This window comes from Streptomyces sp. NBC_00859 (assembly GCF_045161865.1).
In the GTDB taxonomy this organism is placed as follows: Bacteria; Actinomycetota; Actinomycetes; order Streptomycetales; family Streptomycetaceae; genus Streptomyces.
In genome coordinates, this window is the sequence record NZ_CP108826.1 from 188,273 (window position 1) to 214,504 (window position 26,232).

27 protein-coding genes are annotated in these 26,232 nt (G+C 68.1%); 10 read left to right on the forward strand and 17 right to left on the reverse strand.

The genetic code is table 11. The features are described 5' to 3' along the window. The first annotated feature begins 63 nt into the window (after positions 1-63). Positions 64-1,335, forward strand: coding sequence for a hypothetical protein (locus OG584_RS00850; protein ID WP_405773914.1), 1,272 nt, complete (start codon positions 64-66; stop codon positions 1,333-1,335). Between the two features lie 39 nt (positions 1,336-1,374). Here OG584_RS00850 and OG584_RS00855 read toward each other — a convergent pair whose 3' ends face one another. Together OG584_RS00855 and OG584_RS00860 are read right to left on the reverse strand one after the other, a co-directional pair. Continuing rightward, positions 1,375-1,668: a DUF1330 domain-containing protein gene (locus tag OG584_RS00855; protein ID WP_405773916.1), complete on the reverse strand. Its 294-nt coding sequence runs from the start codon at positions 1,666-1,668 to the stop codon at positions 1,375-1,377. A 732-nt stretch (positions 1,669-2,400) separates the two neighbouring features. Then, positions 2,401-2,682, reverse strand: coding sequence for a hypothetical protein (locus OG584_RS00860; protein WP_405773918.1), 282 nt, complete (start codon positions 2,680-2,682; stop codon positions 2,401-2,403). Positions 2,683-3,094: 412 nt separating this feature from the next. Between OG584_RS00860 and OG584_RS00865 the strand changes: the two genes are divergently transcribed. Beyond that, on the forward strand, positions 3,095-3,568 hold the full coding sequence (locus OG584_RS00865) for a carboxymuconolactone decarboxylase family protein (protein ID WP_405773920.1): 474 nt from the start codon (positions 3,095-3,097) through the stop codon (positions 3,566-3,568). Positions 3,569-3,739: 171 nt separating this feature from the next. Here the strand turns inward: OG584_RS00865 and OG584_RS00870 are convergent, their stop codons facing one another. The 4 genes from OG584_RS00870 to OG584_RS00885 form a co-directional block, all read right to left on the reverse strand. Next, positions 3,740-4,612 carry an RNA polymerase sigma-70 factor gene (locus OG584_RS00870; RefSeq protein WP_405773922.1) on the reverse strand — a complete coding sequence of 291 codons (873 nt, stop codon included), beginning with the start codon at positions 4,610-4,612 and terminating at the stop codon, positions 3,740-3,742. Beyond that, positions 4,609-5,187, reverse strand: a complete 579-nt coding sequence (locus OG584_RS00875; protein ID WP_405773924.1) for a carboxymuconolactone decarboxylase family protein — start codon at positions 5,185-5,187, stop codon at positions 4,609-4,611. The genes OG584_RS00870 and OG584_RS00875 overlap by 4 nt, the downstream gene beginning before the upstream one ends. A gap of 169 nt (positions 5,188-5,356) precedes the next feature. Continuing rightward, a complete protein-coding gene (locus tag OG584_RS00880; protein ID WP_405773926.1) occupies positions 5,357-6,190 on the reverse strand; it encodes an alpha/beta fold hydrolase in 834 nt (277 codons plus the stop codon). 88 nt (positions 6,191-6,278) lie between these two features. Beyond that, complete coding sequence (locus OG584_RS00885) at positions 6,279-6,872, reverse strand: NAD(P)H-dependent oxidoreductase (RefSeq protein WP_405773928.1); 594 nt, start codon at positions 6,870-6,872, stop codon at positions 6,279-6,281. A gap of 473 nt (positions 6,873-7,345) precedes the next feature. On the opposite strand from OG584_RS00885, the gene OG584_RS00890 reads away from it, so the two are divergent. From OG584_RS00890 to OG584_RS00900, 3 genes are all read left to right on the forward strand, one after another. After that, the gene (locus tag OG584_RS00890; RefSeq protein ID WP_405773930.1) at positions 7,346-7,969 is read left to right on the forward strand and encodes a hypothetical protein; all 624 of its coding nucleotides are present in this window, start codon (positions 7,346-7,348) and stop codon (positions 7,967-7,969) included. 593 nt (positions 7,970-8,562) lie between these two features. Beyond that, entirely contained in the window at positions 8,563-9,372 is an 810-nt protein-coding gene (locus OG584_RS00895; RefSeq protein ID WP_405773932.1) for an aminoglycoside N(3)-acetyltransferase, read from the forward strand. A 226-nt stretch (positions 9,373-9,598) separates the two neighbouring features. Beyond that, positions 9,599-9,916: a UBP-type zinc finger domain-containing protein gene (locus tag OG584_RS00900; protein ID WP_405773934.1), complete on the forward strand. Its 318-nt coding sequence runs from the start codon at positions 9,599-9,601 to the stop codon at positions 9,914-9,916. Positions 9,917-10,056: 140 nt separating this feature from the next. On the opposite strand, the gene OG584_RS00905 is transcribed toward OG584_RS00900, so the two are convergent. Together OG584_RS00905 and OG584_RS00910 are read right to left on the reverse strand one after the other, a co-directional pair. After that, a complete protein-coding gene (locus OG584_RS00905; RefSeq protein WP_405773936.1) occupies positions 10,057-10,242 on the reverse strand; it encodes a hypothetical protein in 186 nt (61 codons plus the stop codon). 130 nt (positions 10,243-10,372) lie between these two features. Then, positions 10,373-10,498: a hypothetical protein gene (locus OG584_RS00910; protein WP_405773938.1), complete on the reverse strand. Its 126-nt coding sequence runs from the start codon at positions 10,496-10,498 to the stop codon at positions 10,373-10,375. Positions 10,499-10,536: 38 nt separating this feature from the next. Between OG584_RS00910 and OG584_RS00915 the strand changes: the two genes are divergently transcribed. Beyond that, positions 10,537-11,115: a Type-2Aa cytolytic delta-endotoxin gene (locus OG584_RS00915; RefSeq protein ID WP_405773940.1), complete on the forward strand. Its 579-nt coding sequence runs from the start codon at positions 10,537-10,539 to the stop codon at positions 11,113-11,115. Positions 11,116-11,620: 505 nt separating this feature from the next. On the opposite strand, the gene OG584_RS00920 is transcribed toward OG584_RS00915, so the two are convergent. Further along, complete coding sequence (locus OG584_RS00920; protein WP_405773942.1) at positions 11,621-12,043, reverse strand: MarR family winged helix-turn-helix transcriptional regulator; 423 nt, start codon at positions 12,041-12,043, stop codon at positions 11,621-11,623. Between the two features lie 163 nt (positions 12,044-12,206). Between OG584_RS00920 and eno the strand changes: the two genes are divergently transcribed. After that, positions 12,207-13,514: a phosphopyruvate hydratase gene (gene eno, locus OG584_RS00925; RefSeq protein ID WP_405773944.1), complete on the forward strand. Its 1,308-nt coding sequence runs from the start codon at positions 12,207-12,209 to the stop codon at positions 13,512-13,514. A 379-nt stretch (positions 13,515-13,893) separates the two neighbouring features. Continuing rightward, positions 13,894-14,655 carry a MerR family transcriptional regulator gene (locus OG584_RS00930; RefSeq protein WP_405783806.1) on the forward strand — a complete coding sequence of 254 codons (762 nt, stop codon included), beginning with the start codon at positions 13,894-13,896 and terminating at the stop codon, positions 14,653-14,655. Positions 14,656-14,783: 128 nt separating this feature from the next. Here the strand turns inward: OG584_RS00930 and OG584_RS00935 are convergent, their stop codons facing one another. From OG584_RS00935 to htpG, 3 genes are all read right to left on the reverse strand, one after another. Further along, positions 14,784-15,095, reverse strand: coding sequence for a hypothetical protein (locus OG584_RS00935; protein ID WP_405773946.1), 312 nt, complete (start codon positions 15,093-15,095; stop codon positions 14,784-14,786). Further along, entirely contained in the window at positions 15,058-16,272 is a 1,215-nt protein-coding gene (locus OG584_RS00940) for an MFS transporter (RefSeq protein ID WP_405773948.1), read from the reverse strand. Before OG584_RS00940 ends, OG584_RS00935 begins: the two co-directional genes overlap by 38 nt. A 132-nt stretch (positions 16,273-16,404) precedes the next feature. Then, positions 16,405-18,348, reverse strand: coding sequence for a molecular chaperone HtpG (htpG, locus tag OG584_RS00945; RefSeq protein WP_405773950.1), 1,944 nt, complete (start codon positions 18,346-18,348; stop codon positions 16,405-16,407). Positions 18,349-18,556: 208 nt separating this feature from the next. Between htpG and OG584_RS00950 the strand changes: the two genes are divergently transcribed. Beyond that, positions 18,557-18,778 carry a hypothetical protein gene (locus OG584_RS00950; RefSeq protein ID WP_405773952.1) on the forward strand — a complete coding sequence of 74 codons (222 nt, stop codon included), beginning with the start codon at positions 18,557-18,559 and terminating at the stop codon, positions 18,776-18,778. Between the two features lie 275 nt (positions 18,779-19,053). On the opposite strand, the gene OG584_RS00955 is transcribed toward OG584_RS00950, so the two are convergent. Together OG584_RS00955 and OG584_RS00960 are read right to left on the reverse strand one after the other, a co-directional pair. Further along, positions 19,054-19,425, reverse strand: coding sequence for a hypothetical protein (locus tag OG584_RS00955; RefSeq protein WP_405773954.1), 372 nt, complete (start codon positions 19,423-19,425; stop codon positions 19,054-19,056). A 142-nt stretch (positions 19,426-19,567) separates the two neighbouring features. Further along, a complete protein-coding gene (locus OG584_RS00960) occupies positions 19,568-20,518 on the reverse strand; it encodes a serine hydrolase (protein ID WP_405773956.1) in 951 nt (316 codons plus the stop codon). 831 nt (positions 20,519-21,349) lie between these two features. Here OG584_RS00960 and OG584_RS00965 point away from each other — a divergent pair. After that, positions 21,350-22,360 carry a chitinase gene (locus tag OG584_RS00965; RefSeq protein ID WP_405773958.1) on the forward strand — a complete coding sequence of 337 codons (1,011 nt, stop codon included), beginning with the start codon at positions 21,350-21,352 and terminating at the stop codon, positions 22,358-22,360. A 215-nt stretch (positions 22,361-22,575) separates the two neighbouring features. Here OG584_RS00965 and OG584_RS00970 read toward each other — a convergent pair whose 3' ends face one another. The 3 genes from OG584_RS00970 to OG584_RS00980 all read right to left on the reverse strand — a co-directional run bounded on the left by OG584_RS00970 (position 22,576) and on the right by OG584_RS00980 (position 26,122). Beyond that, positions 22,576-23,451 (reverse strand): SGNH/GDSL hydrolase family protein, encoded by an 876-nt coding sequence (locus tag OG584_RS00970; protein WP_405773960.1) that lies wholly within the window; start codon positions 23,449-23,451, stop codon positions 22,576-22,578. A gap of 128 nt (positions 23,452-23,579) precedes the next feature. Further along, positions 23,580-25,064: an FGGY family carbohydrate kinase gene (locus tag OG584_RS00975; RefSeq protein WP_405773962.1), complete on the reverse strand. Its 1,485-nt coding sequence runs from the start codon at positions 25,062-25,064 to the stop codon at positions 23,580-23,582. Further along, positions 25,061-26,122: a 2-hydroxyacid dehydrogenase gene (locus OG584_RS00980; RefSeq protein ID WP_405773964.1), complete on the reverse strand. Its 1,062-nt coding sequence runs from the start codon at positions 26,120-26,122 to the stop codon at positions 25,061-25,063. The genes OG584_RS00975 and OG584_RS00980 overlap by 4 nt, the downstream gene beginning before the upstream one ends. Positions 26,123-26,232: the final 110 nt, after the last annotated feature.

Sequence of the window (26,232 nt, forward strand, 5' to 3'; positions counted from 1 at the left end):
CTTTCTACGGAGTCCCCCTCTAAGCATGTTCCGATAATCCGACTAATCGGAAAAGAGGACCTGATGGGTGAACTCTCACGGCGTTCCGTGCTCACCGCGGCGACGACCGCCGCCCTCGGCTCGGCCGTCGCCGGATGCAGCGACACCCTGCAGCAGCCCAGGAGTGTCGCCGGAGCCTCAGGAACCGCCGCCGCCGGCAAGCGCAAGGTCCGGATCATCGGCGACGCCTCCACCGCCGACACCGGAGCCCAGCCCAACCAGCCCCACGCCGTGCCCCTGGAACCCGGCGAGACACCGCCGCAGTTCGTCATCTTCTCCTGGGACGGCGCCGGTGAGACCGATGCCGCGCTCTTCTCCCGGTTCCTCAAGGTCGCCGAGGACCACGACGCGAAGATGACGTTCTTCCTCAGTGGCATCTTCCTGCTCCCCGAAGCGAAACGGAAGCTCTACCTCCCGCCCCACCACGCCCCCGGTGCCTCAGCGATCGGCTACCTCACCGACGCCCACATCCGCGCCACCCTCGAGCAGCTCACCAAGGCCTGGAACGCCGGGCACGAGATCGGTACCCACTTCAACGGCCACTTCTGCGGAGCCGGCGGCGTCAGGGAATGGTCACCCGAGGACTGGGACTCCGAGATCGAACAAGCCATCAAGTTCGTCATGACCTGGAAGACGAACACCGGCTTCACCGACCTGCCACCCCTGCCCTTCGACTACCGCAAGGAACTCATCGGCGGACGCGCGCCCTGCCTCGAAGGACAGCGCAACCTCCTGCCCACCGCCGCGAAACGAGGCTGGAAATACGACGCGAGCTCGCCCGGCGGCATGCAGATGTGGCCCAGCAAACGCGAAGGAGTCTGGGACTACCCCCTCCAGGCCATCCCCTTCCCCGGCCACACCTTCGAAGTCCTCTCCATGGACTACAACATCATGGCCAACCAGAACGGAGGAAACCCCAAGGGCGACCCCACAAAATTCGATGCCTGGCGCACCCAGGCCACCGAGTCCTACAAAGCAGGCTTCGACCGCACCTACCACACCAACCGGGCACCCTACTTCGTCGGAAACCACCTCGAAACCTGGAACGGCGGAATCTACATGGACGCCGTCGAACAATTCATCCAGCAAATCGCCGGCACACCCGACACACGCCTCGTCTCCTTCCGCCAGTTCACCGAATGGCAAGAAGCCCAAGACCCCGCCGTACTCCGCAAACTCCGCACACTCGACCCCGGACACGGCCCCACAGAAGGCTGGAAACAATTCCTCGGCACCCCCGGACCGGCAGCCCCCACCACGGCGCCCCCGCCTGCCGGCACACCCGCCCACGCATGAGCACATCTCCACACCTGGGCCTGAACGCCAGCGCGCCGGTCAGTCGACGCCTTCGATGATGCGGAAGTCGCGCTCGACGCCGTCGGAAAGGGCGGTCAGCGCCTCCCGGTAAGCCGCGCTCTCGTGTGTCGCGACCGCCTGTTCAAAGGTGTCGAACTCGATCAAGACTGTGCGCTCGGCGATTCCGGCGTCGTGAGCGACGACCCGACCGCCGCGGGCGAGCATCCGCCCGCCCCCGGCCTGGACGGCCGGACCGGCCAGCTTCGTGTAGGCGGTTAGCTTCTCGGGGTCGGAAATGGTGCGGTATGCGCTGACCCAGTAGCCCTTGGCCATGGAAACCTCCTGTGTTCGGACAAGCGTGCCAGTCTTCGAGTCGACACTCAGATTGATCGGCCTTCGGCGGCGGGCCACCGGGCATCTCAGAGGGCGGTTCGCGAGGAACTGGCTGATTGTCGTGGGCTGTTGAGATAAGACGATGCCTCAGCTGGCGATGGAGCCCTGCCTGCAACTCGTACCAAGACGTCTCCGAGGCGTTGTACCGGTCTTCGGCGCCGCCTGTGAGCGCCGGTTCACCGCGGTGACCAGCAACATTCACTCTCGGGCTTCGACACGATCACGTCGAAGACTCCCGCGGGCGCGAGCACCGACCGCCCTCGGTATCACGCTCGCCCCGTGACGGCCTGGACGCCCGCACATCGTTGCCGGGGCCGTCGCCGGAAAGGGGGTAGTCCCCCTTGAACTCCCCCACTCCCGCGAAGCACCACTGGCGACACGCCTGGGTTTCCGATGGCCACCAGCCTGGGCCGCCAGCGGCCACCCGGCTGGGCATCCCCATGACCGGTGACAGTGGTAGTGCGCGACGGCGCGAATGGTCGGCGTGACGACTCCGACGGGCCCGCGACGGGGCGGCAGCCCGGCGTGCTGATCGGCACCATGCTGGATCTGCGGCTCGGGCGCCCCCCAGCCCGTCCCGCCATGTCCACCGAGGTGACCAACACGACGATCAGGCCCAACGCGATCGTCGCGCGGGCAGGGCCGTGTTGGTCACCCTGTCAAGCGGATCGGCTACTGAATGCCCTGGACGAGCCCAGCGACGGGTGCGGCCATATCGGTGAGCTGATGCAGCTGATTCACCTGATTGAGATTCTGGAGTTGGCTGGTCACGGTCGGCACCTTGTCCCGCTGTTCTGAGGGCACCGCCATGGTCGCGAGGTCGTTGAGCGTATCGGCTGCGGAGATCGTTGGCCGAGGTGCGTCGGGGGTAGCTGCCGCGGCGGTCGAAAGGCCGATCCCGGAAGCACCGGCGGCGACCGCCATAACAGCAGCAAGGCGTCGAATTGAGGTCATGACCTTTACAACGGGCCTGCTTCGCTCAGGACACGGTGCTCCGCACTCCTGCAGAATCGCGGCCTCCACCCGAGTGGCTCCGACACACATGGGCCCGACACACACACCGTCAATACGGTTACTGAGAGTGACTATCGGAGTCCGGGATGTGCGGCTGCCGAGTGTTCCCGCTTCCGACGCCAGAAGCGGCCCTGGCCGCCATGCCACATTTTCTGGCTCGTCGTTCGGGGCACCGATCCGTCTTGCGGCCTTGCGAGTGCCGTCTCAGCGTTGGTGACCGAGTCCCTCGTACGCAGCCTCGCCGTGCCGCGGATCATCAGTGGAGACGCACGCCACATCCAGCCATGTCACATCTCGCCGAGCTGTTCCGTCCAAGAGGGTGTAGGCACTCATAACGGCAGAGGAGCACACCATGGAAGCCCGTTTGAACCCCCTGACCAGCCCGGTCGCAGCCAAGTCCCTCAAGCACATCATCGGGGCGAGCAAGGTGCTCGCGGAGTCCACGCTGCCCATGGCTACGCAGGAACTGGTGAGGCTCCGCGTCAGCCAGATCAACGGCTGCGCCGGATGCATCGACATGCACACCAAGGAGGCTGCTCACGCCGGGGAAACGTCCACGCGTCTCAACCTGGTCGTGGCCTGGCGGGAGGCCACGGTGTTCACCGAGGCTGAACGCGCCGCCCTGGAACTGGCCGAGCAGGGCACCCGCATCGCCGACGCGGCCGGAGGCGTCAGTGACGAGGTCTGGGCGAATGCGGCCAAGTACTACAACGAGGACGAGCTGGCCGCCCTGGTGTGCGTCATCGCCCTCATCAACTCCTTCAACCGCCTGAACGTCATCACCCAGCAGCCCGCCGGTGACTACCAGCCGGGCCAGCACGGATAGCGACAGGCCCCTGGCCCGGCCCGCGGTTGCGGCGGCATCCGTGGACGGCCACAAGTGGCGGCCGTGACAGCAGCCGCCGGTTCAACGGCACGCTCAGGCACGTGGCAGCGGGGTGAGTATTGCGGTGGATTCGACTGCCCGCAACACTCACCCCGTGGGAGCGACAGCCCCTTACCTGCTCAGTTCGGCCGGCGCGTCGAGCCGCGTCAGCTTCTGCGGGTTCCTCACCAAGTAGACCCGGGTGACCTGCCCGTTCTCCACCACGAGACTCAACGCCGTGGCCAACTCGCCCGCGATCTCGATACGGCCTGCGGGCGCGCCGTTGAGCCACACGGCCGTCGCCTCGAGCGGAGCGGTCTCCGTCCGGTCCGCACGCGCGAGCACCCGTGCCACCAGCTCGGCTCCGTGGACCGGGGTCAGGGCGGCCGGCGCGAGACCTCCGCCATCGGCGATCAGGACCACGTCCGGAGCCATGACCTCGACCAGCTCTCGCAACTGCCCGGTTCGCAGTGCGAGCAGGAATCGCTCCACCACGGCCTGCTGTTCCGACCGGCTCACCTGCACCCGCGGGCGCCGGGCCGCCACGTGCACACGTGCTCGCCGTGCGATCTGCCGCACCGAGGCGGCAGACTTGCCCGTCACCTCGGCGATCTCGCCGTACGGCACATCGAATACCTCACGGAGTACGAAAACCGCCCGCTCCATGGGTGCGAGCGTCTCCAGCACCGTCAGCATCGCGATCGATACGCTCTCCGCGAGCTCGACGTCCTCGGCAACATCAGGGCTGGTCAGCAGTGGTTCCGGCAACCATTCCCCCAGGTACTCCTCGCGGCTGCGCGATAGCGTTCGCAGACGGTTGAGCGCCTGGCGTGTGACGATCCGGACGAGATAGGCCCGTGGGTCGCGTACCTGGGCGTGGTCGACGTCGGCCCACCGCAGCCACGATTCCTGCAGCACGTCCTCCGCGTCGGCCGCAGACCCGAGCATCTCGTACGCGACGGTGAACAACAGGCTGCGATGGACGACGAACGGGTCCCTGATCATCCCGTCGCCGCTTCGCCACGCTTCTCCGGACGGCTGGCCGGCGAAATCTCACATGCGGAGGAGAAGCCCTGCGACTCGACTCCGTTCGCCACGTTGGCTCTGGTCGCCAAGTTGACGTAGGCGATGTACGCGGTGAGTTCGATCATCGCGGTCTGTCCGAGCCGGTCGAGCAGCCCGGCATAGAGAGCGTCGGTGACGGTCGGCGGAGTGTTCGTCATGGCTTCGGAGTACTCCAGCACGTCCCGCTCCAGCGGCGTGAACACCTCCGACTCCCGCCAGCACGGCACCTGGCTCGCCTTGGCAAGGTCCAGGTTGTCGTTCTGTGCCTGGAAATAGCCGACATCGAGGCACCAGCTGCACCCGACCTGGGACGCGACAGCCATGTGCGCGAACGACTTGAGACTTGCGTCAGCCGCGTCCCACGCCCCCACTTTGCCGCCGAACTCCAGATTGTCCTGGGCGACAGTCGGGTTGTGCCAGAGCACCTCGACGTTCTCGGGCACGGCGCCGAGCTGCTTGATCATGTTTTCCTTGAGCTCGCGCGGGAGCTCGGCCTTCGGGACGCGTAGCGCCATGGTGTCCTCCTTGGACGTTGTCTGTCTCGCATGAAGACACCGCTGGACCCGGGATTGTGACAACACCTCTGACCACCACGTACGCCGCCCCCGCAACGTCCAGGTCCCGCAGCTGCCGCCGCACGACGGATGTACGGTCACCAGGCTTGACCGGTTCTGTTGTGGGACATCACCTCTGGTACCGGTGAAAGGCCAGGAGCGCGGCAGTGAGTTCGGCGGGCGCGTCTTCCTGGACGAGGTGGCCCGCACCCGCGATCGGCTCAAGCCGTGCGCCCGGGATACGGGATGCCAGTTCCTGCCCCTTGGCCAAGGGAATCCAGGCGTCGTCCTGACCCCAGCACACAAGTGTCGGGATGCTGATCTCACCGTACCGACCCTGGATCTCGTCGGTGTAGGCCTGCCTCGCCTGGGCGATCTGCCGGTAGAACGCCGCCTGGCCCGAGTCACCCAGCCAGGGCTGCACAAGCCGTTCGAGAACGGCCGGATGCAGGCCGGGGCTGCTGGCAGAACTCACGTACTCGCGCACCAGGGCCTGGTGCAGCGCGGGCGGCAGTTGCTCGAAGACTTCGCAATGCGCGCCGACGAGCTTGAAGAACGGAGACCCCCATGGAGCCAGCGCGACGGGATCGACCAGAGCCAGTGCGCGGTAGCGGGCGCCGTGCAGCAGATGCGCCCGCAAGGCCACGGCGCCACCGAAGTCGTGGGCGACCACCAGCGGCTCCTCGAGCCGCCAGTGCTCCAGCAGCTCGGTGAACACTCTGCCCTGAGCCGCCAGCGAGACGTCCTGCCCCGCTGACTTCTCCGACAGGCCATAGCCGGGCATGTCCCAGAAGAACACTTGGTGATCGCGGGTGAGTGAGCGGGCAACAGCGCGCCAGACGTACGAGGAGAAGGGCGTTCCGTGCAGGAGCACGAACGGGTCCTGCCCCGGACGTCCAAGGCTGCCCCACCGGATGTCTCCGGCGGTGCTGCGGTATGTATCGGTCAACTGCCAGTCACTCACGCGTGTGTTCCTCTCGGTCGCGCCCCTGGGCCGAGAGCTGCGTTCGAGCCCGGTCGGGACGGTACGTCAGGCGCTCGTATGCCGCAGCTCAGGCCAGCAACGCCGCGGCTTCCTGGCGCGCTTGGTGCAGCCACGCCGAGCGTGTCCGGTCAGTTGAGTCCGTGACGGTACGAAAGACGATCCTGCGTACGTCGGTCACGCCGACGTACGGCAGAACACATGCCGCCCAGATCCTTTCCAGCGGATCACCGAACTCGCTCTCCTCGCGGTTCGCGGGAGTGTCCGACGTGTTCAGCACGAGGGCCCGTCCGGCCTTCAGGAGCCCTACGGGTTCCCCCTCAGCGGCCCCGAGTTTGTAGGCGACGCCCGGTGCCAGTACGCGCTGCACCCACCCTGTCAGGACAGCGGGAGGCATCCCCCACCAGTTCGGGTGGACGAACACCAAGGCATCCAGCGTGGCCACCTCGCTCCGGTGCAGCGACAGCTGCGAGTCGTGCCCGCCCGCAGATGCCCCCACCGTCCGCGTCTCATCGGCGGACAGCAACGGTACGAAGCCTTCAGCACAGAGATCGTGCGCGAATACCCGGCATCCCTGCCCCCGCAGTTCCTCCACGACCGCATCGAACACAGCGTGGTTGAAACTACCGGGCTGCGGGTGCGCAAGGTACACACCGATCCTCATGGTCCATCCCTCCTCGGTACCGATCCGTCATCGGCCACCTGTCCTGGCGGGCTCGTGCGTCCCACCCGGCCCAGCTGATCTGCATTATGCGTGGTTCACCGCTCCCGGTACCGTGCGGCGAGAAGGAGCGGGAACAGGCAGCACGCCGCCCGGAATCGGGCCCGCCGTCGCAGCCGGGCCGGTGTGCCGCTTTCCCATCCGGGCCGCAGCCAGTGCTCGATGCAGGTCCCACCCTGCTCACACAGCGTCCATTGTTTCCCTGGAAGGACCCTGGAGCCGTAATCTTCACATGCGGTCGGAACTCGTCTGCACGCCTGTGGGATGCCGCGTCCAACGTTGAATACTCGTGCAACTTGTTCGAACAGAAGTTGTTCCGCCTGCATTCGATGGGGTACCACTGCAGAATTCACTTCGAAGGTGTGCGTAACATCCGCAGCACACCCGTTCAACACACAACGAAGGACGAGGACCTCATGTCCACAGTCAATACGGCCTCCAGCGTGAAGGCTGAGTACACCCAGAAGGTCGCCGACGATCTGTCGGCCAACCAGAGCGAGCAGGACCGGGTCCGTTCCGAACTGACCAGGCTGCAGGATGAATTGGTGCAGCTCGAGGACAGTGGCCAGGTCCTCGCGAAGATGCAGAGTCTGCTCGGAACCGCCGCGAAGCCGACGGCCAAGAGCGGCAAGAAGTCGCCCAAGGTTCCCGCAGCACGAACCCCCAAGAGCAAGACGGCAGCGGCGAAGTCCCCGAAGGCGACGCCTTCGTCGAAGAATGCGGCAGAGCGGGCGCCCCGCGGCAAGGCAGCCGGCAAGAAGGCCGCCGCGGCGCAGAGCGCGAGCCAGTCGACGTGGATCGAGCTGATCAGCTCCTACCTCGCCGGCCAGAGCGAGCCGAAGTCGTCCACCGAAATCGCCGCCGGAGTAGCCGAGGCACACCCCCAGCGCGGTGTGCAGGTGACCGTTGTACGCAACACACTGGAGCAGGGCGTTGCCCGCGGAGTGATCGAGCGCAGCAAGCAGGGACGCTCCGTCTACTACCAGACCGCGCCTGCGGCCGCCGAGTCCGCAGAGAGCGGCAAGACGGCCTCGGAGTAGCAACGAGCCGAACCGGCATGCGCTCGGCCGGTGACGCTTGCATGACTCATCCACAAACTGAGCTCGCTGCCGAACCCGGACGTCAGTCATTGATCCTGGCAACTTCGCGCATCCGGTACCGGTAGCCCGCAGCTCATGGATGACACAGCGCAGGACGGGCCCAGCCACCGGGCGTCAGGAAGAGATCCCGGTACGCCGCAGGATCGGACGCCTCGGCTGGGCCCTGCTCGTCCCTGTTTCCGTCGCCGCCGTCACACAGACGGCTTGAGGTGCGGATACTGATGTCGCGGAGACTCGTCCCGGCATCAGGACAGGGCACCGTGGACAGGGCCGGTGCAGCTCACCGAGCACCCGTCGCTGGTCTCCCGTGCCCATGAGTTCGCCCCCACCGGTGCCGAAGATGCTGGGTACGCCGCCGAAGCCCGCGGCCCCTCCATGTGCCCCTGCGACCCGCCCTGTCGCGGTCCGTTGCCAGGGCGGGGCCGGAACCCTGAGTACAGCACTGATGTCCGGAACTCCGATGATCCGGGGCGCTCCTGCAGGGTGCCAAAACTCGATGGTGCGGGCGGTCTCCGGCCTCGACACTGATGAACATGTCCACAAACTTTCCGGCGGGCCCTCTGTGTACGCGTGACTCGCTCGCCGCCGAATTGCGCGCGATCGGTTTGCGCCCAGATGACACCCTCCTCGTGCACTCCTCCCTCCGCTCGCTCGGATGGGTCTGCGGTGGTGCCGGCACGGTCGTCATGGCGCTGCTCGACACCCTTGGCGCCGAGGGGACCCTGGTGGTGCCGACACATTCCGGTGACATCTCCGATCCGGCGGATTGGGGGAATCCACCGGTGCCCGAAGCCTGGTGGGAGGGTATCCGTGCCGCGATGCCAGCGTTCGACGCACGCACCACACCCACGCTCGGTGTCGGTGTTGTGCCGGAGACCATTCGCAACTGGCCGGGCGCTGTACGTAGTTGCCATCCGCAGACCTCCTTCGCGGCCCTGGGTCCGCGTGCGTCGGCGATCGTGGACGGTCACGCGCTGGACTGCCGGCTCGGCGAGCGCAGCCCCCTCGCCCGGCTGGAGGAAGCCGGAGCCCGGATCCTGCTCCTGGGCGCGGGCTTCGACGCGTGTACGGCATTTCACCTGGCCGAGTACCGGATCCCGGCGCCGCGAACAGACACCTCCTTCGCGGTGATGACTCCGCAGGGCCGTCGCTGGAGCACGGTGCGCGACACCTCGATCTCGGCGGATCGCTTCGATGATCTGGGGGCTGATTTCGAGAGGGAACGTCCGGTGGCGACGGGCACAGTGGGCGCAGCACAGACCCGGCTGTTCGACCTGGCCGACGCTGTTGCCTACGCGGAGGGGTGGCTGGCTGAGCACCGGCCGGGTACCGCGACGATCTGATAGCTGCCACGTCAGCGCTGCCAGGACAAGCCTGGCTGCGGCTGCCGAGGCGGCGGAATCCGGCACTGGGGCCGCACCCGGCTCACTGAGCGGTTGACAGGGCGCCGCGGGGTGGGAGGGTGGAGTGGAGGGGCGGCCCCGGCCGAAGCGCCGCGGGCTTCGGGGCACACTCGACGCACGTTCTCCTGTCCGCCGGGGTGCACGGCCGCGACCGAGGAGTCCAGTGATGACGGACCACGATCAAATGATCTGTTCACACCTCGACCAGATCAGCCCGGTGACCCCGGACAGCCCGGACAGCTGCCCCCAGTGCGTCGCGCTGGGGAGCAGCTGGGCGCATCTGCGGGAGTGCCAGCACTGTGGAGCGGTGGGCTGCTGCGACGACTCACCGAACAAGCACGCCACCGCCCACTACCGTGCCACCGGCCACCCGCTGATCCGCTCGTACGAGCCCGGTGAGGCCTGGTGGTGGTGCTATGCCGACCAGGTCACCTTCGAGGTCGAAGGGGTTCCTCCCGTTCGTGGACGGGCCGAGGGTCCCTGATCGGCCGGAAGCGTTGGAGGACTGCAGGGTTGTGTCGGCGACGCTGGAGCCGGGGTCACCAAGACCGCTTCGCACCTTCTGGCTGTGTGAGTACTGCTCGTGGTCCGCTCTCCGCTGACAGGCCGGGGAGTCGACGACGGTCAGCCGTCGGGCGACTTCAAGAAGGACTCCCGGTCGTGCTCGCCATCGGCGACGAGGTCCGTCGTAGCCGTCTTTGTACCGTCAGGGATCGCGGTAACGCGCTGGTCGAGCAGGGGCCCGGGAAGACCGAATTCGGCCTTGGCCAGGGTGGCCGGGTGCGGGTGCGCAGCGGGTTCGGTCGTCATGAGTGACCCTGACGAGAGCCCGAGCCTGCGAGGGGACAGCAGTGTGGTCCCCCGTGAGGAGCCCGGTTCCGGCTTCGGTGTTCTGCGAAGTCACGATCGGAAAGTCCGATGCAGGCTGCTGCCCTCTGCCTCAGGGGAAGGCCGAGTCCATCGAGGTCATCCGCATCACGGATCCCGTCAGCCGCCCCAGTTCGGAGGCGCTCAGTGTCGTCCGCCCACCGGGACGCCCCCGCATCGTCCGAAGCCTGCTCGGCATACTGACCCTCCTGATCATCCCGACACACAGGAGGAGTTATGGCCGCCACTTTCAAAACCGTCATCGACGTGGGCTCGGACCACCTCGATCAGGCCCGAGCGATCAACCAGGTGTTCCAGGACGCGATTGCCCCGGCGACCGTCAACTTCGACTTCGGTAACATCCGGGAGGCCGCCGCCGCCATACCCGCCGGCGACATCGTCAAGATGGTCCGCGGGTGGGGGCTTCAGGAGTACGGATCGATCATGGTGATGGTTCTCTCCCTGAAGGAGGCCGTGCGCCAGGCTTTGCCCGAGACGTTCGCCGACGCCGGCTTCTGGGCGACGATCGAGGAGGAACTCGTGGGCGCCTTTACCGGCCTCGCCGCGCAGGAGGGCGCACCGGGGCTCTCCTACTACGAGGAGAGCCCGGAACGCACCAGCTTCTACCGGGACCTCTTCTTCGCTCTTCAGGACGAGGAGACCGGCGCGGGCATGTACGCCATTGCCTTCTGCGTGGATGCGACCATCGGCCTGGACAAGGCGCAGGTCGGGAACCTGGAGATCTCGGACATCGCCCGGTTCGCGGTACGGCTCAACGCCATCGTGGTGCGGCAGGAGCTGCAGTCGGCCCTCTGACCGCCACCTGACGGGCACTGACCCGTTCCGGCCCGCCGTCCCGGGCCGGCCGTGCCGATGGGCGAGCAACTCCCTCGCGGGCTGCACTGCGAGGTCGAGGGTGCCCCACGGCAACTCGTGGTGATCTCCGAACCGGCCGGAGCAGTGGCGGCTGCCGAGGGCACGAAGTCGGTCAGGCTGCCATCGTCCAGCCGTTCCCCGAAGGCCGGTCCACGCTCATCCCTCAGCCCTTGAACTCGGACAGGGCCGCCGGTGAACGGCGTGAAGACCAGCGCGATGACGCCACGCGGACAAGCAGCCACCCACGGAGTGGCTGTGTCACAGCGGCGCACACTCCCGGCCTGCCCGCCGGTGTCCTCGTACGGGACTTACCCGGGCTTTCGGCGGGCGTGGTGGAGGCAGTCCTCCCCCGCACGGAGGCGGCTCTCCACCGCACGGACGAAGCCGAGAGATTGCGAGTGTGCTCCGGGCATCGCGACGAGTCGGGTATTGCCTGACAGGCGCGCTAGCGAGTGGCGAGCCGCTCCAGCAGTGCGGCGCTCTGTGCCAGCAACGCCCTTTCCCCGTGCGTGAGTTCGGCCTCGATGGCCTGCGCGAGCCACCCGGCCCTGCGGCTGCGCTCCGCTTCGAGCGCGGCGCGGCCGGCGTCCGACAACTCGACCAGCGACTTGCGGCCGTCCGTGGGGTGCGCACGGCGCGTGATCAGGTTCTGATCCATGAGCAGCCCCACCGCGCGGGCCATCGACTGGGGGCGTACGCGCTGATCGGCTGCGAGGTCACTGGTGGTCATGGCACCGGCACGGTCGAGTGCGCCGAGTACAGCGACCTGACCCAGTGGGATGTGGTCCTCGTGTCTGACACGTCGGGTGAGCTTGCCCATCGCGGTGCGCAGTTCGGCGGCGATAGCGGCGGCTTCCGAGGTGGGCATAAGGCACTTTACCCCGTTGATCAGCATTGCTGCTCACCTGACCTGCACAGCAATGCTGCACAGCAAAACTGAGCAGCATTGCTGTAATGTTCGCACGGTCGGGCTCAGCGCCAGCGTTGTCGCAGCCGGGAGCCACGGCACACGACAACGGGAAGGACCTCCCATGTCCGCAGAGGCAGTCGGATCCGTCAACACCGCCATAGAGGCCGTCCACGCCCGCCGGATCATCGACAGCCGGGGCAACCCCACGGTCGAGGTCGATGTCGTCCTGGCGGAAGGGTCCCTGGGGCGCGCGGCTGTCCCCTCCGGCGCCTCCACCGGTGCCCGGGAGGCCGTGGAGCTGCGCGACGGAGACTCCGCGCGCTGGCACGGCATGGGCGTCGAACGCGCAGTGGCCCACGTCAACGGGGAGATCGCGGCCTCCGTGTGCGGCCGGGACGCGGCGGATCAGGCGGGTCTCGACGCCGTACTGATCGCCCTCGACGGCACCGTCACGAAGTCCCGGCTCGGCGCCAATGCGATCCTCGGCGTCTCCCTCGCCGCCGCCAAGGCCGCAGCGGCGGCTCACCGTCTGCCCCTCTACCGCTACCTCGGTGGCGCCGGCACCCACCTCCTGCCGCTACCGATGATGAACATCGTCAACGGCGGTGCGCACGCGGACAATCCGCTGGATTTCCAGGAGTTCATGATTGCGCCCGTCGGCGCGGACACCTTCGCTGAAGCCGTCCGCATGGGCAGCGAGGTCTTCCACACCCTGCGCCGCGATCTGCTGGCCGCCGGACACTCCACGGGCGTCGGGGACGAGGGCGGCTTCGCACCCGCGCTGCGTACCGCTGAGGAAGCGCTCGACTTCGTGATGGCCGCCATCGAGCGCACCGGCTACCGCCCCGGCACGGACATCGGCCTGGTCATGGACCCGGCCGCGTCGGAGTTCTTCCGCGACGGGGTGTACGACTACGCGGGTGAGGGGGTACGCCGTACCCCCTCCGAGCAGGCCGACTACCTGGCGAAGCTCATCGACGCCTACCCCGTCGTCTCCATCGAGGACCCGATGGCAGAGAACGATCTGGACGGCTGGCGTGAGCTGACGGCCCGCGTCGGCGACCGCTGTCAGCTCACCGGCGACGATGTGTTCTGCACCAACGAGACGCTGCTGCGCGAAGGCATTCGCACGGGCGTCGGCAACTCGGTGCTGGTCAAGGTCAATCAGATCGGCACCCTGACCGAGGCGCTGGCCGCGGTGGACGCGGCCCACCAGGCGGGCTGGACTGCGGTCATGTCGCACCGCTCGGGTGAGACGGAGGACACCACTATCGCCGATCTGGCGGTGGCGACCGGCTGCGGTCAGATCAAGACCGGCTCACTCTCCCGCTCCGACCGCACGGCGAAGTACAACCAGCTGATTCGGATCGAAGAGGAGTTGGGTGGCTCCGCACGCTTCGCGGGCCGCTCCGCACTGCGTCAGGCGTGAACAGCGGGCAGACGCAGCGACCGCGTGGTCCCCGATGAACGGAGCCTGCGCTCGCCCGGCGGCCCACCCGCGCCCCGGAGGGTGGCAATCCAAGGGGAAGGGCAGTATGGTCCGCCGCTGCATCACCTGGGGGGAACCGCAGCGCTGACGAGCGGCGCCGCCGCAGGGCGAACGGTGTCCGGTGCGGCTCTCGACCGGGTCCACGGACCGATTTCACACACCGGTTTGCGGCCGGGGCGACGTCCGAGGTCGTTGCCCCGGCCGGACCTGCGGGTCTGGCACGATCCGGATGCCGGTGGCGGCTTGCGGTTTCCGCTGCGTCAACTTCTACGGTCATCCGTGTGGCCGGATGGACCGGCCGGCGATGGGAGGCACAGCAATGGCCTGGTCGATCGCGGAGGTGGCCCGGATGTCCGGGGTGACGTCCCGGACGCTGCGGCACTACGACCAGATCGGCCTGCTCCCGCCCGCAGGGATCGGCAGCAATGGGCACCGCTTTTACGAGGAGGGCGATCTGCTGCGGCTGCAGCAGATCCTCCTGATGCGGGAGCTGGACCTGGGGCTGCGCGAGATCGCGGCCGTCCTGGACAGCCAGGCCGACCCCCTGGCCGTACTGCGCGGGCACCACGCGCGGCTGCTCGCGGAACGGGACCGGCTGGAGACGCTGGCCCGCACGGTGGGGCGGACCATCGCCGAACTCGAGGAAGGCAAGGACACCAACGAGATGACGAAGATCAACAGGCCGGAGAACTTGTTCGAGGGGTTCGAGTCCTCCCCCGCCGAGGACGAGGCGCGGGAGCGGTGGCCCGAGGCGTGGAAGCAGTCCCAGCAGGCCAGGAAGACAATGACCGCGGCGGACCAGGAGCGGTGGCAGCGGGAGGTGACCGCGCAGATGATCCGCATGGCTGACTTCATGGCGGCGGGTACGCCGGTCACCGATCCCGCGGTGCAGAACGAGGTGGACGCGCACTACCGGAGCGTCTGCAGGTTCTGGACCCCGAACGCGACCGCGTACCGAGGACTGGCCGGGACCTATGTCAACGACGCGCGGTTCCGGGCGAATTACGACAGCATCGCCGACGGGCTGGCCGTCTACCAGCACGACGCGATGGCCGTCTACGCGGACGTGCGGCTGAGCTGAACGTGCGGTCCGTAGCCGCCTCTGGTGGCGGTCCGGCCGTGCCAATGGAGAACGGGCACCGGGAGCGGGGCCCCCGGTGCCCGTTCTGCCACTGCGGCGCACGTCCACAGCCGGGCAGGCGACGGTGGCTACGACTCCGACGGGCGCGGGGTGTCCCCCGGCTCGATGAACGCCTCCAACTCGCCCCGGCGCAGCACCACCATCGCGTCGCAGGCACACCGGCAGTAATCGATCTCGCCGTCGGAGGTGAGGTGATGGGAGACCAGCTGCCACTCGGGATCCCGCAGCGCCGCGCGGCAGCCCCACGGTGTCAGAGGACAGACCTCCTGCGAGGACGGGCCCTGCGGGGACCCTCCGCAGGGCGACGGCCCGGCCGGCGCAGGGCCCGGACCGTGGGCCCGTTCATCGGTGATCGGGTTGGACGGGCAGAGCTTCGTCATCCTTGGGGTCTCCCTTCTGTTGCCTCGTCATCAGCGCTGAGGGCAGGGATGGTTCGGGAAGCGTGCGCAGCAACAGCCAGCTCAGTACCGGCAGTACCACCAGCGGAGCGAGTGCCGTACGCAGGGATGTCGCATCGGCGACGGCACCGATGAGCGGGCTGGCGAGACCACCGATACTCACTGTCAGACCGAGAGTGATTCCGCTCGCCGTGCCGACCCGGGACGGCAAGTAGTCCTGCCCGAGGGTGACCTGAAGCGAGAACGGAACGTAGAGACCGACCGAGGCCAGCGCCACGAAGAGGTAGAACGCCGGTCCCGGGACACCCACGATCCCCGCCACCGCGACGGCGGTCGCCAGATACGACCAGCGTGCCACGGTCACCCGGTCCCACCGGTTGGCCAGGTTTCCGCCCAGCACCGAGCCGACGGCGCCCCCCAGGTAGAGCACGAACAGCGCGGCGGTGCCTGCCGACGTGCTGCCCCCCATCCGCTGCTTGGCATAGAGCGAGATGAACGTACTCAGCCCGATGAAAACGATGGAACGGCAGACAACCACCAATGAGAGCTTCACGAACGAAGCACGGTCGTCACGCCCCTTCGCCACTGCCGCACCGGCGCGGTCCGCCCCCGTCCTCCGCAACAACCGCAGCGCCGGCAGGCAGAGAACACTGCCGATGACTGCCGGGATCACGAGCAGCGGGGACATCCGGAGTCCACCGGTGACCACGACAGCCGACACCAGGAGCGGCGCCAGCGCGAACCCGAGGTTGCCGCCGAGAGAGAACCACGCCATACCGCTGTGGCTGCCACCGCTGGCCAGCCGCGCGACACGGGCCGACTCCGGGTGGTATGCCGCCACACCCAGCCCGGACACCGCCACGAACACCAACGTCAGCTCGTACGAACCGCTCACGCCGCTGAGCGCGATCCCCACCCCGCCGAGCAACGTACTCACCGGCAGCAACCACGGCATCGCCCACCGGTCGGTCAACACACCGAAGACGGGCTGGGCCACCGACGACAACAGCGACGCGGCGAGGACAATCCCTGACACCGCCGCGTAGCTGTAGGCGCGCTCGGTGACAAAGAACGGCACGAGTGCCGCGACCGCACCCTGATACACGTCCACACAGGCATGACCGAAAGACAACAGAGTGATCGACTTATTCTTGGACACACCTCCATGGTCGGTATCCCGGCTCTGTCGCACTTCCAATAATCTGCCAACTGATGCCGGAAAAACGCCAGAGGGGCGCCCCGCAGCGGTGCGGCGGGACGCCCCTCGGCCGACGGCTGGTGTGACCCGCGGTTAGAGCGTGCGTTCGAGGCGGTCGGCCAGCAGCTTGACGAAGCCTGCCGGATCGGTCAGTTCGCCGCCCTCGGCGAGCAGCGCCATGCCGTGCAGAAGCTGCGCTGCCCCTTCGAGGTCGTCGAGGCCCGCGTCGCCGGTGCGCTCGGAGTACGCCTTGTTCAATCCGGTGACCAGCGCGTGTCCCGGGTTGAGTTCGAGGATGCGCTTGACGTGGGGCACTTCCTGTCCCATGGCCCGGTACATGTTCTCCAGGGCCGGCGTCACATCGTTGGTGTCCGAGACGATGCAGGCGGGCGACACGGTGAGGCGCGAGGAGAGCCGCACCTCCTTGACGTTGTCGCTCAGCCGGCCCGTCATCCAGGTCAGCAGGCCCTCGAACTCCTGCTGCCGCTTTTCGCGTTCGGTCCCGGCCTCCTTCTTCTCCTCATCGGTCCCGAGGTCCACCTCACCCTTGGCGACCGACCGCAGCTGCTTTCCGTCGAACTCGGGGACCGCCTCCACCCATACCTCGTCGACGGGGTCGGTCAGCAGCAGGACTTCGATGCCCTTGGCCCGGAACGCTTCCATGTGCGGGGAGCTCTCGATGGCCTGGCGGGACTCGCCCGTGAGGTAGAAGATGTGCTCCTGGCCCTCCTTCATCCGTTCCACGTAGCTCCGCAGCGTGGTCGGCTCGTCCTCGCCGTGTGTGGTGGCGAAGGACGACACACCGAGGATGGCGTCGCGGTTCTCGAAATCACTCAGCAGCCCTTCCTTGAGGACTCGGCCGAACTCCCGCCAGAACGTGGCGTACCGCTCCGGCTCACCGGACATCATGTCCTTGACCGTGGACAGCACCTTCTTCGCCAGGCGGCGGTGCATCAGCTGGATCTGCCGGTCCTGCTGGAGGATTTCCCGTGACACGTTGAGCGACAGGTCCTGCGCGTCGACCACACCCTTGACGAAGCGCAGGTACGGCGGCATCAGCGCTTCGCAGTCGTCCATGATGAACACGCGCTTCACGTACAGCTGGATCCCGCGCTTGTAGCCCTGAACGAACAGATCCTGCGGTGCGTGGGCCGGGATGAACAGGAGCGCCTGGTACTCGAAGGTGCCCTCCGCCTGGAGCCTGATGGTTTCGAGCGGGCTGTTCCAGTCGTGACTGATGTGCTTGTACAGCTCGTGGTACTCGTCGTCCGTGACCTCTTCACGCGAGCGCGCCCAGAGGGCCTTCATCGAGTTCAGGGTCTCGGGCCCGGCCGGGGCTCCCTCCTCGCCGGCCGCCTCCGGTGCGCCCGCGTCGGGGGATGCGGGCTCGGCCGCCAGCCTGACGGGCCAGGTGATGAAGTCCGAGTACCGCTTGACGATCTCCCTGATCTTCCACGGGGAGGCGTAGTCGTACAGCTGGTCGTCGGAGTCCTCCGGCTTGAGCCGGAGGGTGACCGCGGTGCCCTGCGGGGCGTCGTCGACGGTCTCGATGGTGTACGTGCCCTCACCGGTCGACACCCAGCGGGTGCCGTGGCTCTCACCCGCACGGCGAGTCAGCAGTGTGACCTCGTCGGCCACCATGAAACTTGAGTAGAACCCGACCCCGAACTGACCGATCAGCCCGTCGGCCGCGGCAGTGCTCTCCGCTTCCTTGAGTTCCCGCAGGAACTTCGCGGTGCCCGAGTTCGCGATCGTCCCGATGAGCTGAACCACCTCGTCGTGCGACATGCCGATGCCGTTGTCGCGAACGGTGAGCGTACGGGCCTCTTGGTCCGGCTCTATGGCGATGTGCAGATCGGACACGTCCGCGCCCAGAGAGTCGTCGCGGAGGGCTTCGAGGCGCAGTTTGTCGAGCGCGTCGGAGGCGTTGGAGACGAGTTCACGCAGGAACACGTCTTTGTTCGAGTAGATCGAGTGGATCATCATCTGCAGAAGCTGGCGCGCTTCCACCTGAAACTCGAACGTCTCAGTCGGCATAATCCGTGTTTCCTTCTCAGGTCATCGAGTAACGGGGCTGACCTGGGAACTCTAGCCTCGATCCTTCGCGACGCCCGGCGGTTCATCCGACCCGCCGGTTCCGCCTGTTGAGCGGCGCACGGCAGCAGTGCAGGAGCGGATGCGCACCGGCCACTTCAGGTGTGCGCCCCGACATTGCGGGACCCTGACCTGTCCTCGGGCTGCGGACATGACGGGTGAACCGAGGCCGGCTGATGACTCTTCCGGGAGGGGTCCGGTACGGATCGGCCGGCGCTTCGGCGATGTCACCCGCACCGGCGGCCGGCTGGTCCCCCGCCGTATGGAGATCCTCCTGAAGTCCGGTGACGTGAAACTCGACTTCACCGACGCGGTGATCACGCATCGCGCACTTCATACCGATGTCGATCTGCGAGTCGGGGGGAAAACCTGACCTGGCGGCCAGGCCAGTGATCATGGTTGACGCCGACGCCCTGGTGCGCAGCAGCGATGACATCAAGATCCGTCCTGGATCCGACCCGGACGCTCCTGTTGTCCAGCGTGTGCGACTGGCCGGGCGACCCCGCAGCGGGGACATCACGACCCGGCCGACGCACCGCAAGCCCTCGGCGTGGATGCGCCGCCGCACACCGAGGAGCACCGGCGGCTCAGCACAGCGGACCGGGCACCGGGTGCCCGGTTCCCGCACCGGGGAACCGGGCGTTCCGGTCAGGAGAAGACGACCGAGCGCAGCTTCAGGCGCTCCGAAGCGTGTCCTCCGTGGGGGCGGAGGGTGAAGTGGTCACCGCTGCAGTCGGCGCCGGAGAAGACCGTGGCCGTGGCATCTGTGAAGTTGCGCGGGCTGTCTGCCGGGGGCGTCGTCCACTCCGACGTCACCTCGGGAAGCGTGATGCACTCCCGGCTCGGCGGATCGATCAGGCCTCGCAGGTGCGCGGCACCGCTCGGGTCATGGACGACGTAGGTGAATTCACCGTCCGCGGCCTGGGCGGACCCCGAAAACGTGAGCGTGAGGGCAGCCGCACCGAGAGTGGCTGCGAAGATCCGGCGGAGGTGGCGGCGCGGGCCGGGCTGGGCCTTCATGGGTGGTCCCTTCGTGACGTTGTGTACGGGCGATCCTGATCTGCCCGCATACACACAACGTGATGCACCCGTCACTCAAAGGAGTGGCGCGGTGCCTCAGCACGCGATCCGGCCCCGTCCGGCCGCTCAGCCCCGGACCCGCTCAGTGACTCGCGGCGCGGACCGCGCTGTTCAGATCACGGTTGACGACGCGGGTCGCGCCCTCGATCGTGGCGGCGCCGTACGCCATCGTGTGATTCCCACTGGAGAGAACCGTCATCCCGTAGTCGTGGCCGTGCCCGGTGATGAAGCCGACGCTGTGCACCCGCCAGGCATCGGTCGCGCGGGACAGCCAGCCGTTCTTGACGTGCGCCGTAGCGGACGCGGGGGCCCCCGCGGGTACACCCCACTTCTGGTCCGCCTCGACATGTGCCATCAGGTTCTGGGCGTAGCCGCGCGAGGCCGCGTCCAGCACGGCGCTCTTCGCCGTCAGGAGTCGCATGAGTGTGAGCTCGTCGGCCGCGGTGATCCGGGTGAGACCCCAAGCCCCGCCGGCACCCGGAACGGTGTGCCGCATGTTCGCCAGGGCAAGGAAGTGCTTGACGCGTGGGACCCCGAGCTGGCTCCAGAGAGCAGAGGTGGCGTCATTGTCGGACTTGGTGATCATCGCGGTGGTCAGTTTCACTTCGCGCGACGTCAGCTTGCGGTGCGCTTCCTGGGCCTCTCGCAGCAGCGCTCCCAGCACGGTGACCTTCACGACACTGGCGGAGTCGAAGTGCGCGCCGGCCCTGAACTCGCAGCTGGTCCTGGTCTTGCGGTCGTAGACGGCGAGCGCCGCCGTGCCCTTGCGCCCCTTGAGCGCACCGGCGATGTCGTGCGACAGCTCGGGGGCCAGGCCAGGCTTTTGCGAGGTGCAGACAACCTTCGAACCGCCCACGGCCGCACTCGCAGCTTTCGTGGCGGGGGCCGGGCCGGCCTGCGTGTTCGCGGCGCGTGCCGGGGCCACGCTCGCGGAGGCCGGAGCCGCCGCGGCCAGCGGGGTGAGCAGCACTCCGGCTGCCGCGGAAGCGGCGAGCCCCCGCCGCGCGCAGGTCGATATGCGTGATCGGTGCATGAAGGTATGTCCTGTTCCCGCGGTGGGTGGAAGCCGGATCGGCCGACCTCGCACGACCGCCCCGAAAGGCCGGCCTACCGCTGCTTCGGTGGAGTCCCGTCAGGCGGACGGTCCGCGCCGGACAGCCCGGAGGTGGGATGTGGCGCGCGGAGGAAGTCATCGGACGGAAACCGGCCCACCGTGCAGGCCGACTCGGATTCCCGCTTCCTGGATCACAGCCACGGTAGGGGTATCCGCCGCGGCATCTCGGACACATTGGGCGAATTGTCCGAAATGCTACGTATGTCGATGTGTGATGTTCACCAACCCGGAATCGCAGGCGCCGACGCTCCACCCGCGCGCAAGACCGACCGCAGGGGGCCGGGATGAGTGGCACCGGTCACACCCGGGCCACCGATGCGGGCGGCCCTCCGCCCTCCGGGCCGGGGCGCTCACACCTCCCCCGGCGGGCCCCTCCCGGTCGGCCCCCGCTCCGCCGGACCGGGATCCGCATGGCCGGACTTCGCGTACCACCGGCGAACACCTCGTACGCGGTATGTGCGCCAACCCGGATCGAGAAACGTGCTCTCCAGGCCGAGTCCACAGTCCTCCACCCGGCCCGTCACACGTCAAGGCCCCGGCGGAGGAACTCAGTTCACGTAAGCCGCCGTTCGGAATCCGGCCACAACGGCACACCACCCTGTGACTTCGGAGTACAGCCTTGACAGCCTTCTTGGTCTAGTCCAATCTCATGTCTGCACGCCGTCAAGATGTCGCCCAGGCCGACTCCTTGCTCCTCCGGCCCCCTGCACCTTGATGACGTCCCCCCACTGTCATCGAAAGGACCGGATCATGCGTCGACGTCCCCCCACCACGTCACGTCGAACGATCTCCGCCTCGCGGCTCCTTGCCGTCCTGGCGGCTGCCGGGCTGACCGTCACCGGCGCCGCCCTGACCGCCGGCCCCGCAGCGGCGTCACCGGCGAACCTCCAGGCCTCCAGCAGCTTCGCGCCGTACACGGATATGTCCAACTCCCAGGAAGGGCTGCTGGACACCGCGATCACGCAGCACGGGGTCAAGACGTTCACGGCCGGATTCGTCATCGGCTCCGGCTGCAACCAGATCTGGGGGGACACGCTGCCGGTGGGCGACGACTCGTACACCGACCCTCTGATCAGCAAGGCCCAGTCCGAGGGCGCGTCGGTCATTGTGTCCTCGGGCGGCGCCGCGGGACTTCCGCTCGCATGGAGCTGTACGGATCAGAGCGCGATCAACGCCGGGTACCAGAAGATCATCGACTCCTACAAACCCAGCTCGCTCGACTTCGACATCGAGGGCGGGGCCATCGCGGACACCGCAGCGGCGGCACGCAACATGACCGCGATGAAGACGCTCAAGGCGGCGAACCCCGGCCTGACGTTCTCGGTCACGCTGCCGGTGCTGCCCGACGGACTCACGGCGGACGGCGTCAACATCATCAAGGCCGCCAAGGACGCGGGCGTCAAGATCGACGTCGTCAACATCATGACAATGGACTACTACCAGGGCTCACAGGACATGGGGCAGGCCGCCATCAGCGCGGCGAAGAGCACGCTCGCCCAGATGCAGTCCGTCGACCCGAGCTACACGAACGCCAATCTCGGTATCACGCCCATGATCGGCGTGAACGACGACGGCTCGGTCTTCTCGACGTCCGACGCCTCGACGGTGAAGAGCTGGGCGACAGCCAACGGTGTCGGACGGTTGTCGTACTGGTCGGTCAACCGGGACCAGTCCTGCGGCTCCGTCACTACGGCCGCTTCACCGACCTGCAGCGGTGTGACGCAGGGCCAGCTGGCGTTCGCGGACATCCTGGGCGGCTGATCCAGGGGGCGGTTCAACAGATCGACAGATAGGCGGAGTTGCGGTAGCCGGGCCCGGCACAACGAGGGCCCGGCTGCCGCATGTCCTGAGCGCCGTTCACCGCGACCGGACGCCGCGGGAGACGGGGAACCTACCCGCTGCCCGCGTGGCCGCCAGGTGGGCGGCCACGCTACGGCGCTTGTGGGCCCAGGAAGCAGCGGGGCCGCTGCGGGGAATCAGATCTTCTTCAGGAACGTATCCGCGATGACCTGGTACCCGGCGTCATTGGCGTGGATGTCACCGCGTGCCATGTTCGTCCATCCCAGGATGCGAGCCACGTTCAGCGGGACCTGCTTTCCGTCCAGTGGCACCAGCGGGAGGAAGGAGTTGGTACGGAACGCCGATGCGACGTCGGCGGTCGGCACCCCGTGAGCGGCGTCAGTGAGCCCGATCGTCGCGTTGAGGGTATCGGCGACGGGTACGGAGAGAGCTGCCGCCGCCTTTCCCTGAGTACCCGTCAACCAGGCAGCCAGGAAGGGATCGTAGAGGTTCATACCGACGATGCGGGTCTGCGGCCCGGCCACCGCCTTGAGGCGGCCGAGGATGGTGTTGAGCCCGGAGCCCACCTTGCCGATGCCCGAAACGGCACACGCGGCGTCCACGTTCCCGTCCGTCATGCAGCCGTCGATGTCGTTGGCGCCGATGTCGAGGGTCACCACCACCTGGTCGTCGTGATGGAGGCGGAGGAAGTTCTCTGCTTCGGCCAACTGGGAGCCGGTGTACGGGTGCGGGTAGGGGCAGGGGCCGTCGATCATGGATCCGGTGGTCTCACCCGGGCACCCGAGTCCGACGAAGTCGAAGGGGCGCCCCGCGTCGGCCGCGCGCGCCGAAAGCGTACGGGCAATGTCCTGGGCGTAACCGCGGCCGGTGACAGCGCCGCCGCCGGGCAGCGTCTGGTAGCCGGCAGCCAGTGAGTCACCGAGCGCCAGGTAGTAGCGCGGTGCAGCGGCTCCCGAAGCGGAGGCCGGGGCGGAGAAGCCCAGCAGCGCGACGGCGGCGAGGAGCGCCGCGGTCAGCGCGAGCCTGGCGGGTCTGAACAGGGAAACGCGCATGGAGCCTCCAACAGTGAGGGCGGAGAACTCCGTTGAGGCTACTGTCTGGTAGGACCGCTGAGTAGCCCCGGACGGGAACTGGTCGCGGGCCTGGCGGCCACGGTCGGAGGTACGGCGAGGCCAACGCCCTATCCGACGCTCACCTGGGCCGGCTGCCGTCCGGCCGCCTCACCCCACTGGCTGCGTGCCGACGCGAGGGCGGCCCGGTAGGCGGCGTAGCCGTCCTCGTACACCGTGCGGCACTCCTCCCGCGGATGCACGGTGTGGAACAACTGCGCTTTCGTTCCGGCCGGTTCACCGATGAAGCGGCGTGCCACCCGTACGGCGCCGAGCGCGCCCACCTCGCTCTCCACCGGGACGCGGATGTCGCGCCCCAGGATGTCGGCGAAGAGCTGCGTCCACGGTCCGGACCGGGTGCCGCCACCGCAGGCGGCGAGCGTGCCGGACAGGCCGGCGGTCTCCAGGCAGTGGCGGGCGGCGTATCCGATGGCCTCGCACATGGCACGGACCACGTCGGAGCGGGTGTGCGCGAGGGTGAGTCCGTCCAGTTGGCCGCGCGCCAGGGGATCCACGAAGGGTGCGCGCTCCCCCGCGTCGGAGAGGAAGGGAAGCGCCGTGACACCGCGCGCGCCCGGTCTGCTGTCGGCGAGCAGCGCTCCGAGGTCCGCGGTGACGGTCCCGGTGAGGGCGAGGATCCATTCGAGCGCCGCGGTGCCGACCATAGCGGGCATGGAGCGCAGCCAGCGGCCGGGGTCGGGGGTGCACAGCGACATCCCGGCCGGTTCCGCGCAGTTGTCGTCCCGCGCACGGTCGGTGAGGACCTGGCAGGCGAGAGTGGTGCCGACGATGAGCAGGCCGTCTCCCGCCTCGCGCACCCCACTGCCGATGGCGCAGGCCGGCAGATCGTAGGGACCCGCGGTGAGGGGCAGCCCCACGGGGAGGTCCAGGAGCGCTGCCCCCTGTGCGTCGAGGCTCAGGACGGTGCCGGGGGCCGCCGGGGCGGCCAGCAGATGGGCCTGGCTCTCGATGCCGCAGGCGGCGAGTGCCTCGTGCGAGTACGTGCGGTCCACCGGGTCGAGGAACGGCAGTGTCGCGTCGGACGCGTCCACGCTGATCCGGCCGGTGAGCCGCTGGGCGACGGCGTCCACGCAGTAGCCGGCGACCGCTGCCCGGCCGAGACTCTGCGGTTCGTGTTCCTGCAGGTGGGCGAGGAGCGGGGCGTGACAGCCGGGGAACATGCCGGAGCCCGTCCACGCGTACACCTGCTGCACAGTGCCGTCGGCCAGCCATCGCGCGACGCGGTCGGATGCGCGCCCGTCCATCCAGGAGATGGCCGGGCGGACGGAACGGCCCCGCTCGTCGCGCAGCCACAAACCGTCACCCTGACCCGTGAGGGCGACGGCGGTGGGAGGCGCGGGCAGCGCGGCAGCGGTTTCCCGTACGACCTCGGCGACCGTGCGGACCACGTCGTCGAGGTCCTGTTCCACCCGGCTGCCGGTCAGTCGTTCCAGGTGGCTGCGGCGGGTCGCAGCGGCGAGCGGCTGCGCCTCGCTGTCGAAGGCGACAGCTTTGGTGACGGACGTACCGATGTCCACGCCGATGATCACGCTCATGGCCGCGCGGCCTCCTGGACCTCGGGGTTGGCCGGATGAGCGAGCTTCTCCCCCCGCACGAAGCGGCCCACCTCCGCGGCTGTGATCGCCGCCGCGCGGTGCGCGGTCTGCCGGGTCGCTCCGGCCAGGTGCGGGGCGGTGACCACATTCGGCACACTGTGCAACTGCCATTCGGCGGGCGGCGGTTCGACATCGTAGACGTCGAGGGCGAGGGCTCCGATGCTGCCGCTCCTCAGCAGTGCGGGGAGCGGGGCGTAGTCGAGGAGACCGCCTCGGGCGGAGTTGACCAGCACCGCGCCTTCGGGGAGCAGCGCGAGCTTCTCAGCGTCGATGAGGTGCTGGGTCTCAGGAGTCAGACGCGCGTGCAGGCTCACCACACTGCTGCGTCGCAGGAGTTGATCGAGCTCGACGAGTTCGACACTGTCGGTGCGGGCGGCGACCGGATCGGTGTACGGGTCGGCGACGAGGACGTGGGCGCCGAAGGCCCGCAGGACACGGGCGACGATGCGGCCGATGGCCCCGTAGCCGACGAGGCCCACGGTGGCGCCGTCGAGTTCGATGCCCGCTTCGTCGTACGCGTAGAAGTCACCGCGCCATGTCCCGCGCTTCAGCTCCGCGTCGGCGGTGGTGATGCGGCGCATGGCGGTCAGCATCAGGCCGACGGCGAACTCCGCGGCGGCCGGAGCGTTGCGGCCCGGCGCGAACGAGACGCACACCCCGTGCCGGGTGGCGGCCCCGAGATCGACGTTGACCGGGCCGCCCCTGGAGACGGCCACCATGCGCAGGTCAGGACATGCGTCGAAGACCCTGTCCGTGAACGGGGCCATCTGGGTGACACAGACGGTGGCTCCGCGCAGAGCCTCGATGATCTGTTCCTGGGTTCCACTGGCCTCGCGCACGTCTGCGACCGGCCCGAAGGGCTCGTGCGGCCAGGGCAGGGTGAGTTCGCCGATCTCCACCGATCCGCCCGGCGCTGCCGCGACGCCGAGTTCTTCCCGCAGGGCCGTGCAGAACAGGCCTGGGAGGACGAAATGGTCACCGGCGGCAAGGATGCGCATGGGCTGGGCCCTTCTTCGGGTCACGGGGGCGCTGTGCATCAGCGGTGCCGCGCCTTACCGGCCGCTGCATCACTATCATGGGCATTGATAGATTTAACATCATCATTTTG

Coding starts and splice junctions, on each gene's coding strand:
- OG584_RS00895 (WP_405773932.1), top strand. CDS start 8,563: ATGTCCACAAACTTTCCGGCGGGCCCTCTGTGTACGCGTGACTCGCTC.
- OG584_RS00975 (WP_405773962.1), bottom strand. CDS start 25,064: ATGAGCGTGATCATCGGCGTGGACATCGGTACGTCCGTCACCAAAGCT.
- OG584_RS00860 (WP_405773918.1), bottom strand. CDS start 2,682: ATGACCTCAATTCGACGCCTTGCTGCTGTTATGGCGGTCGCCGCCGGT.
- OG584_RS00955 (WP_405773954.1), bottom strand. CDS start 19,425: ATGAAGGCCCAGCCCGGCCCGCGCCGCCACCTCCGCCGGATCTTCGCA.
- OG584_RS00900 (WP_405773934.1), top strand. CDS start 9,599: ATGACGGACCACGATCAAATGATCTGTTCACACCTCGACCAGATCAGC.
- OG584_RS00950 (WP_405773952.1), top strand. CDS start 18,557: ATGACGGGTGAACCGAGGCCGGCTGATGACTCTTCCGGGAGGGGTCCG.
- OG584_RS00870 (WP_405773922.1), bottom strand. CDS start 4,612: ATGATCAGGGACCCGTTCGTCGTCCATCGCAGCCTGTTGTTCACCGTC.
- OG584_RS00910 (WP_405773938.1), bottom strand. CDS start 10,498: ATGCCGAGCAGGCTTCGGACGATGCGGGGGCGTCCCGGTGGGCGGACG.
- htpG (WP_405773950.1), bottom strand. CDS start 18,348: ATGCCGACTGAGACGTTCGAGTTTCAGGTGGAAGCGCGCCAGCTTCTG.
- OG584_RS00865 (WP_405773920.1), top strand. CDS start 3,095: ATGGAAGCCCGTTTGAACCCCCTGACCAGCCCGGTCGCAGCCAAGTCC.
- OG584_RS00915 (WP_405773940.1), top strand. CDS start 10,537: ATGGCCGCCACTTTCAAAACCGTCATCGACGTGGGCTCGGACCACCTC.
- OG584_RS00970 (WP_405773960.1), bottom strand. CDS start 23,451: ATGCGCGTTTCCCTGTTCAGACCCGCCAGGCTCGCGCTGACCGCGGCG.
- OG584_RS00885 (WP_405773928.1), bottom strand. CDS start 6,872: ATGAGGATCGGTGTGTACCTTGCGCACCCGCAGCCCGGTAGTTTCAAC.
- OG584_RS00935 (WP_405773946.1), bottom strand. CDS start 15,095: ATGACGAAGCTCTGCCCGTCCAACCCGATCACCGATGAACGGGCCCAC.
- OG584_RS00905 (WP_405773936.1), bottom strand. CDS start 10,242: ATGACGACCGAACCCGCTGCGCACCCGCACCCGGCCACCCTGGCCAAG.
- OG584_RS00855 (WP_405773916.1), bottom strand. CDS start 1,668: ATGGCCAAGGGCTACTGGGTCAGCGCATACCGCACCATTTCCGACCCC.
- OG584_RS00960 (WP_405773956.1), bottom strand. CDS start 20,518: ATGCACCGATCACGCATATCGACCTGCGCGCGGCGGGGGCTCGCCGCT.
- OG584_RS00875 (WP_405773924.1), bottom strand. CDS start 5,187: ATGGCGCTACGCGTCCCGAAGGCCGAGCTCCCGCGCGAGCTCAAGGAA.
- OG584_RS00965 (WP_405773958.1), top strand. CDS start 21,350: ATGCGTCGACGTCCCCCCACCACGTCACGTCGAACGATCTCCGCCTCG.
- OG584_RS00920 (WP_405773942.1), bottom strand. CDS start 12,043: ATGCCCACCTCGGAAGCCGCCGCTATCGCCGCCGAACTGCGCACCGCG.
- OG584_RS00890 (WP_405773930.1), top strand. CDS start 7,346: ATGTCCACAGTCAATACGGCCTCCAGCGTGAAGGCTGAGTACACCCAG.
- OG584_RS00980 (WP_405773964.1), bottom strand. CDS start 26,122: ATGCGCATCCTTGCCGCCGGTGACCATTTCGTCCTCCCAGGCCTGTTC.
- OG584_RS00930 (WP_405783806.1), top strand. CDS start 13,894: ATGGCCTGGTCGATCGCGGAGGTGGCCCGGATGTCCGGGGTGACGTCC.
- eno (WP_405773944.1), top strand. CDS start 12,207: ATGTCCGCAGAGGCAGTCGGATCCGTCAACACCGCCATAGAGGCCGTC.
- OG584_RS00850 (WP_405773914.1), top strand. CDS start 64: ATGGGTGAACTCTCACGGCGTTCCGTGCTCACCGCGGCGACGACCGCC.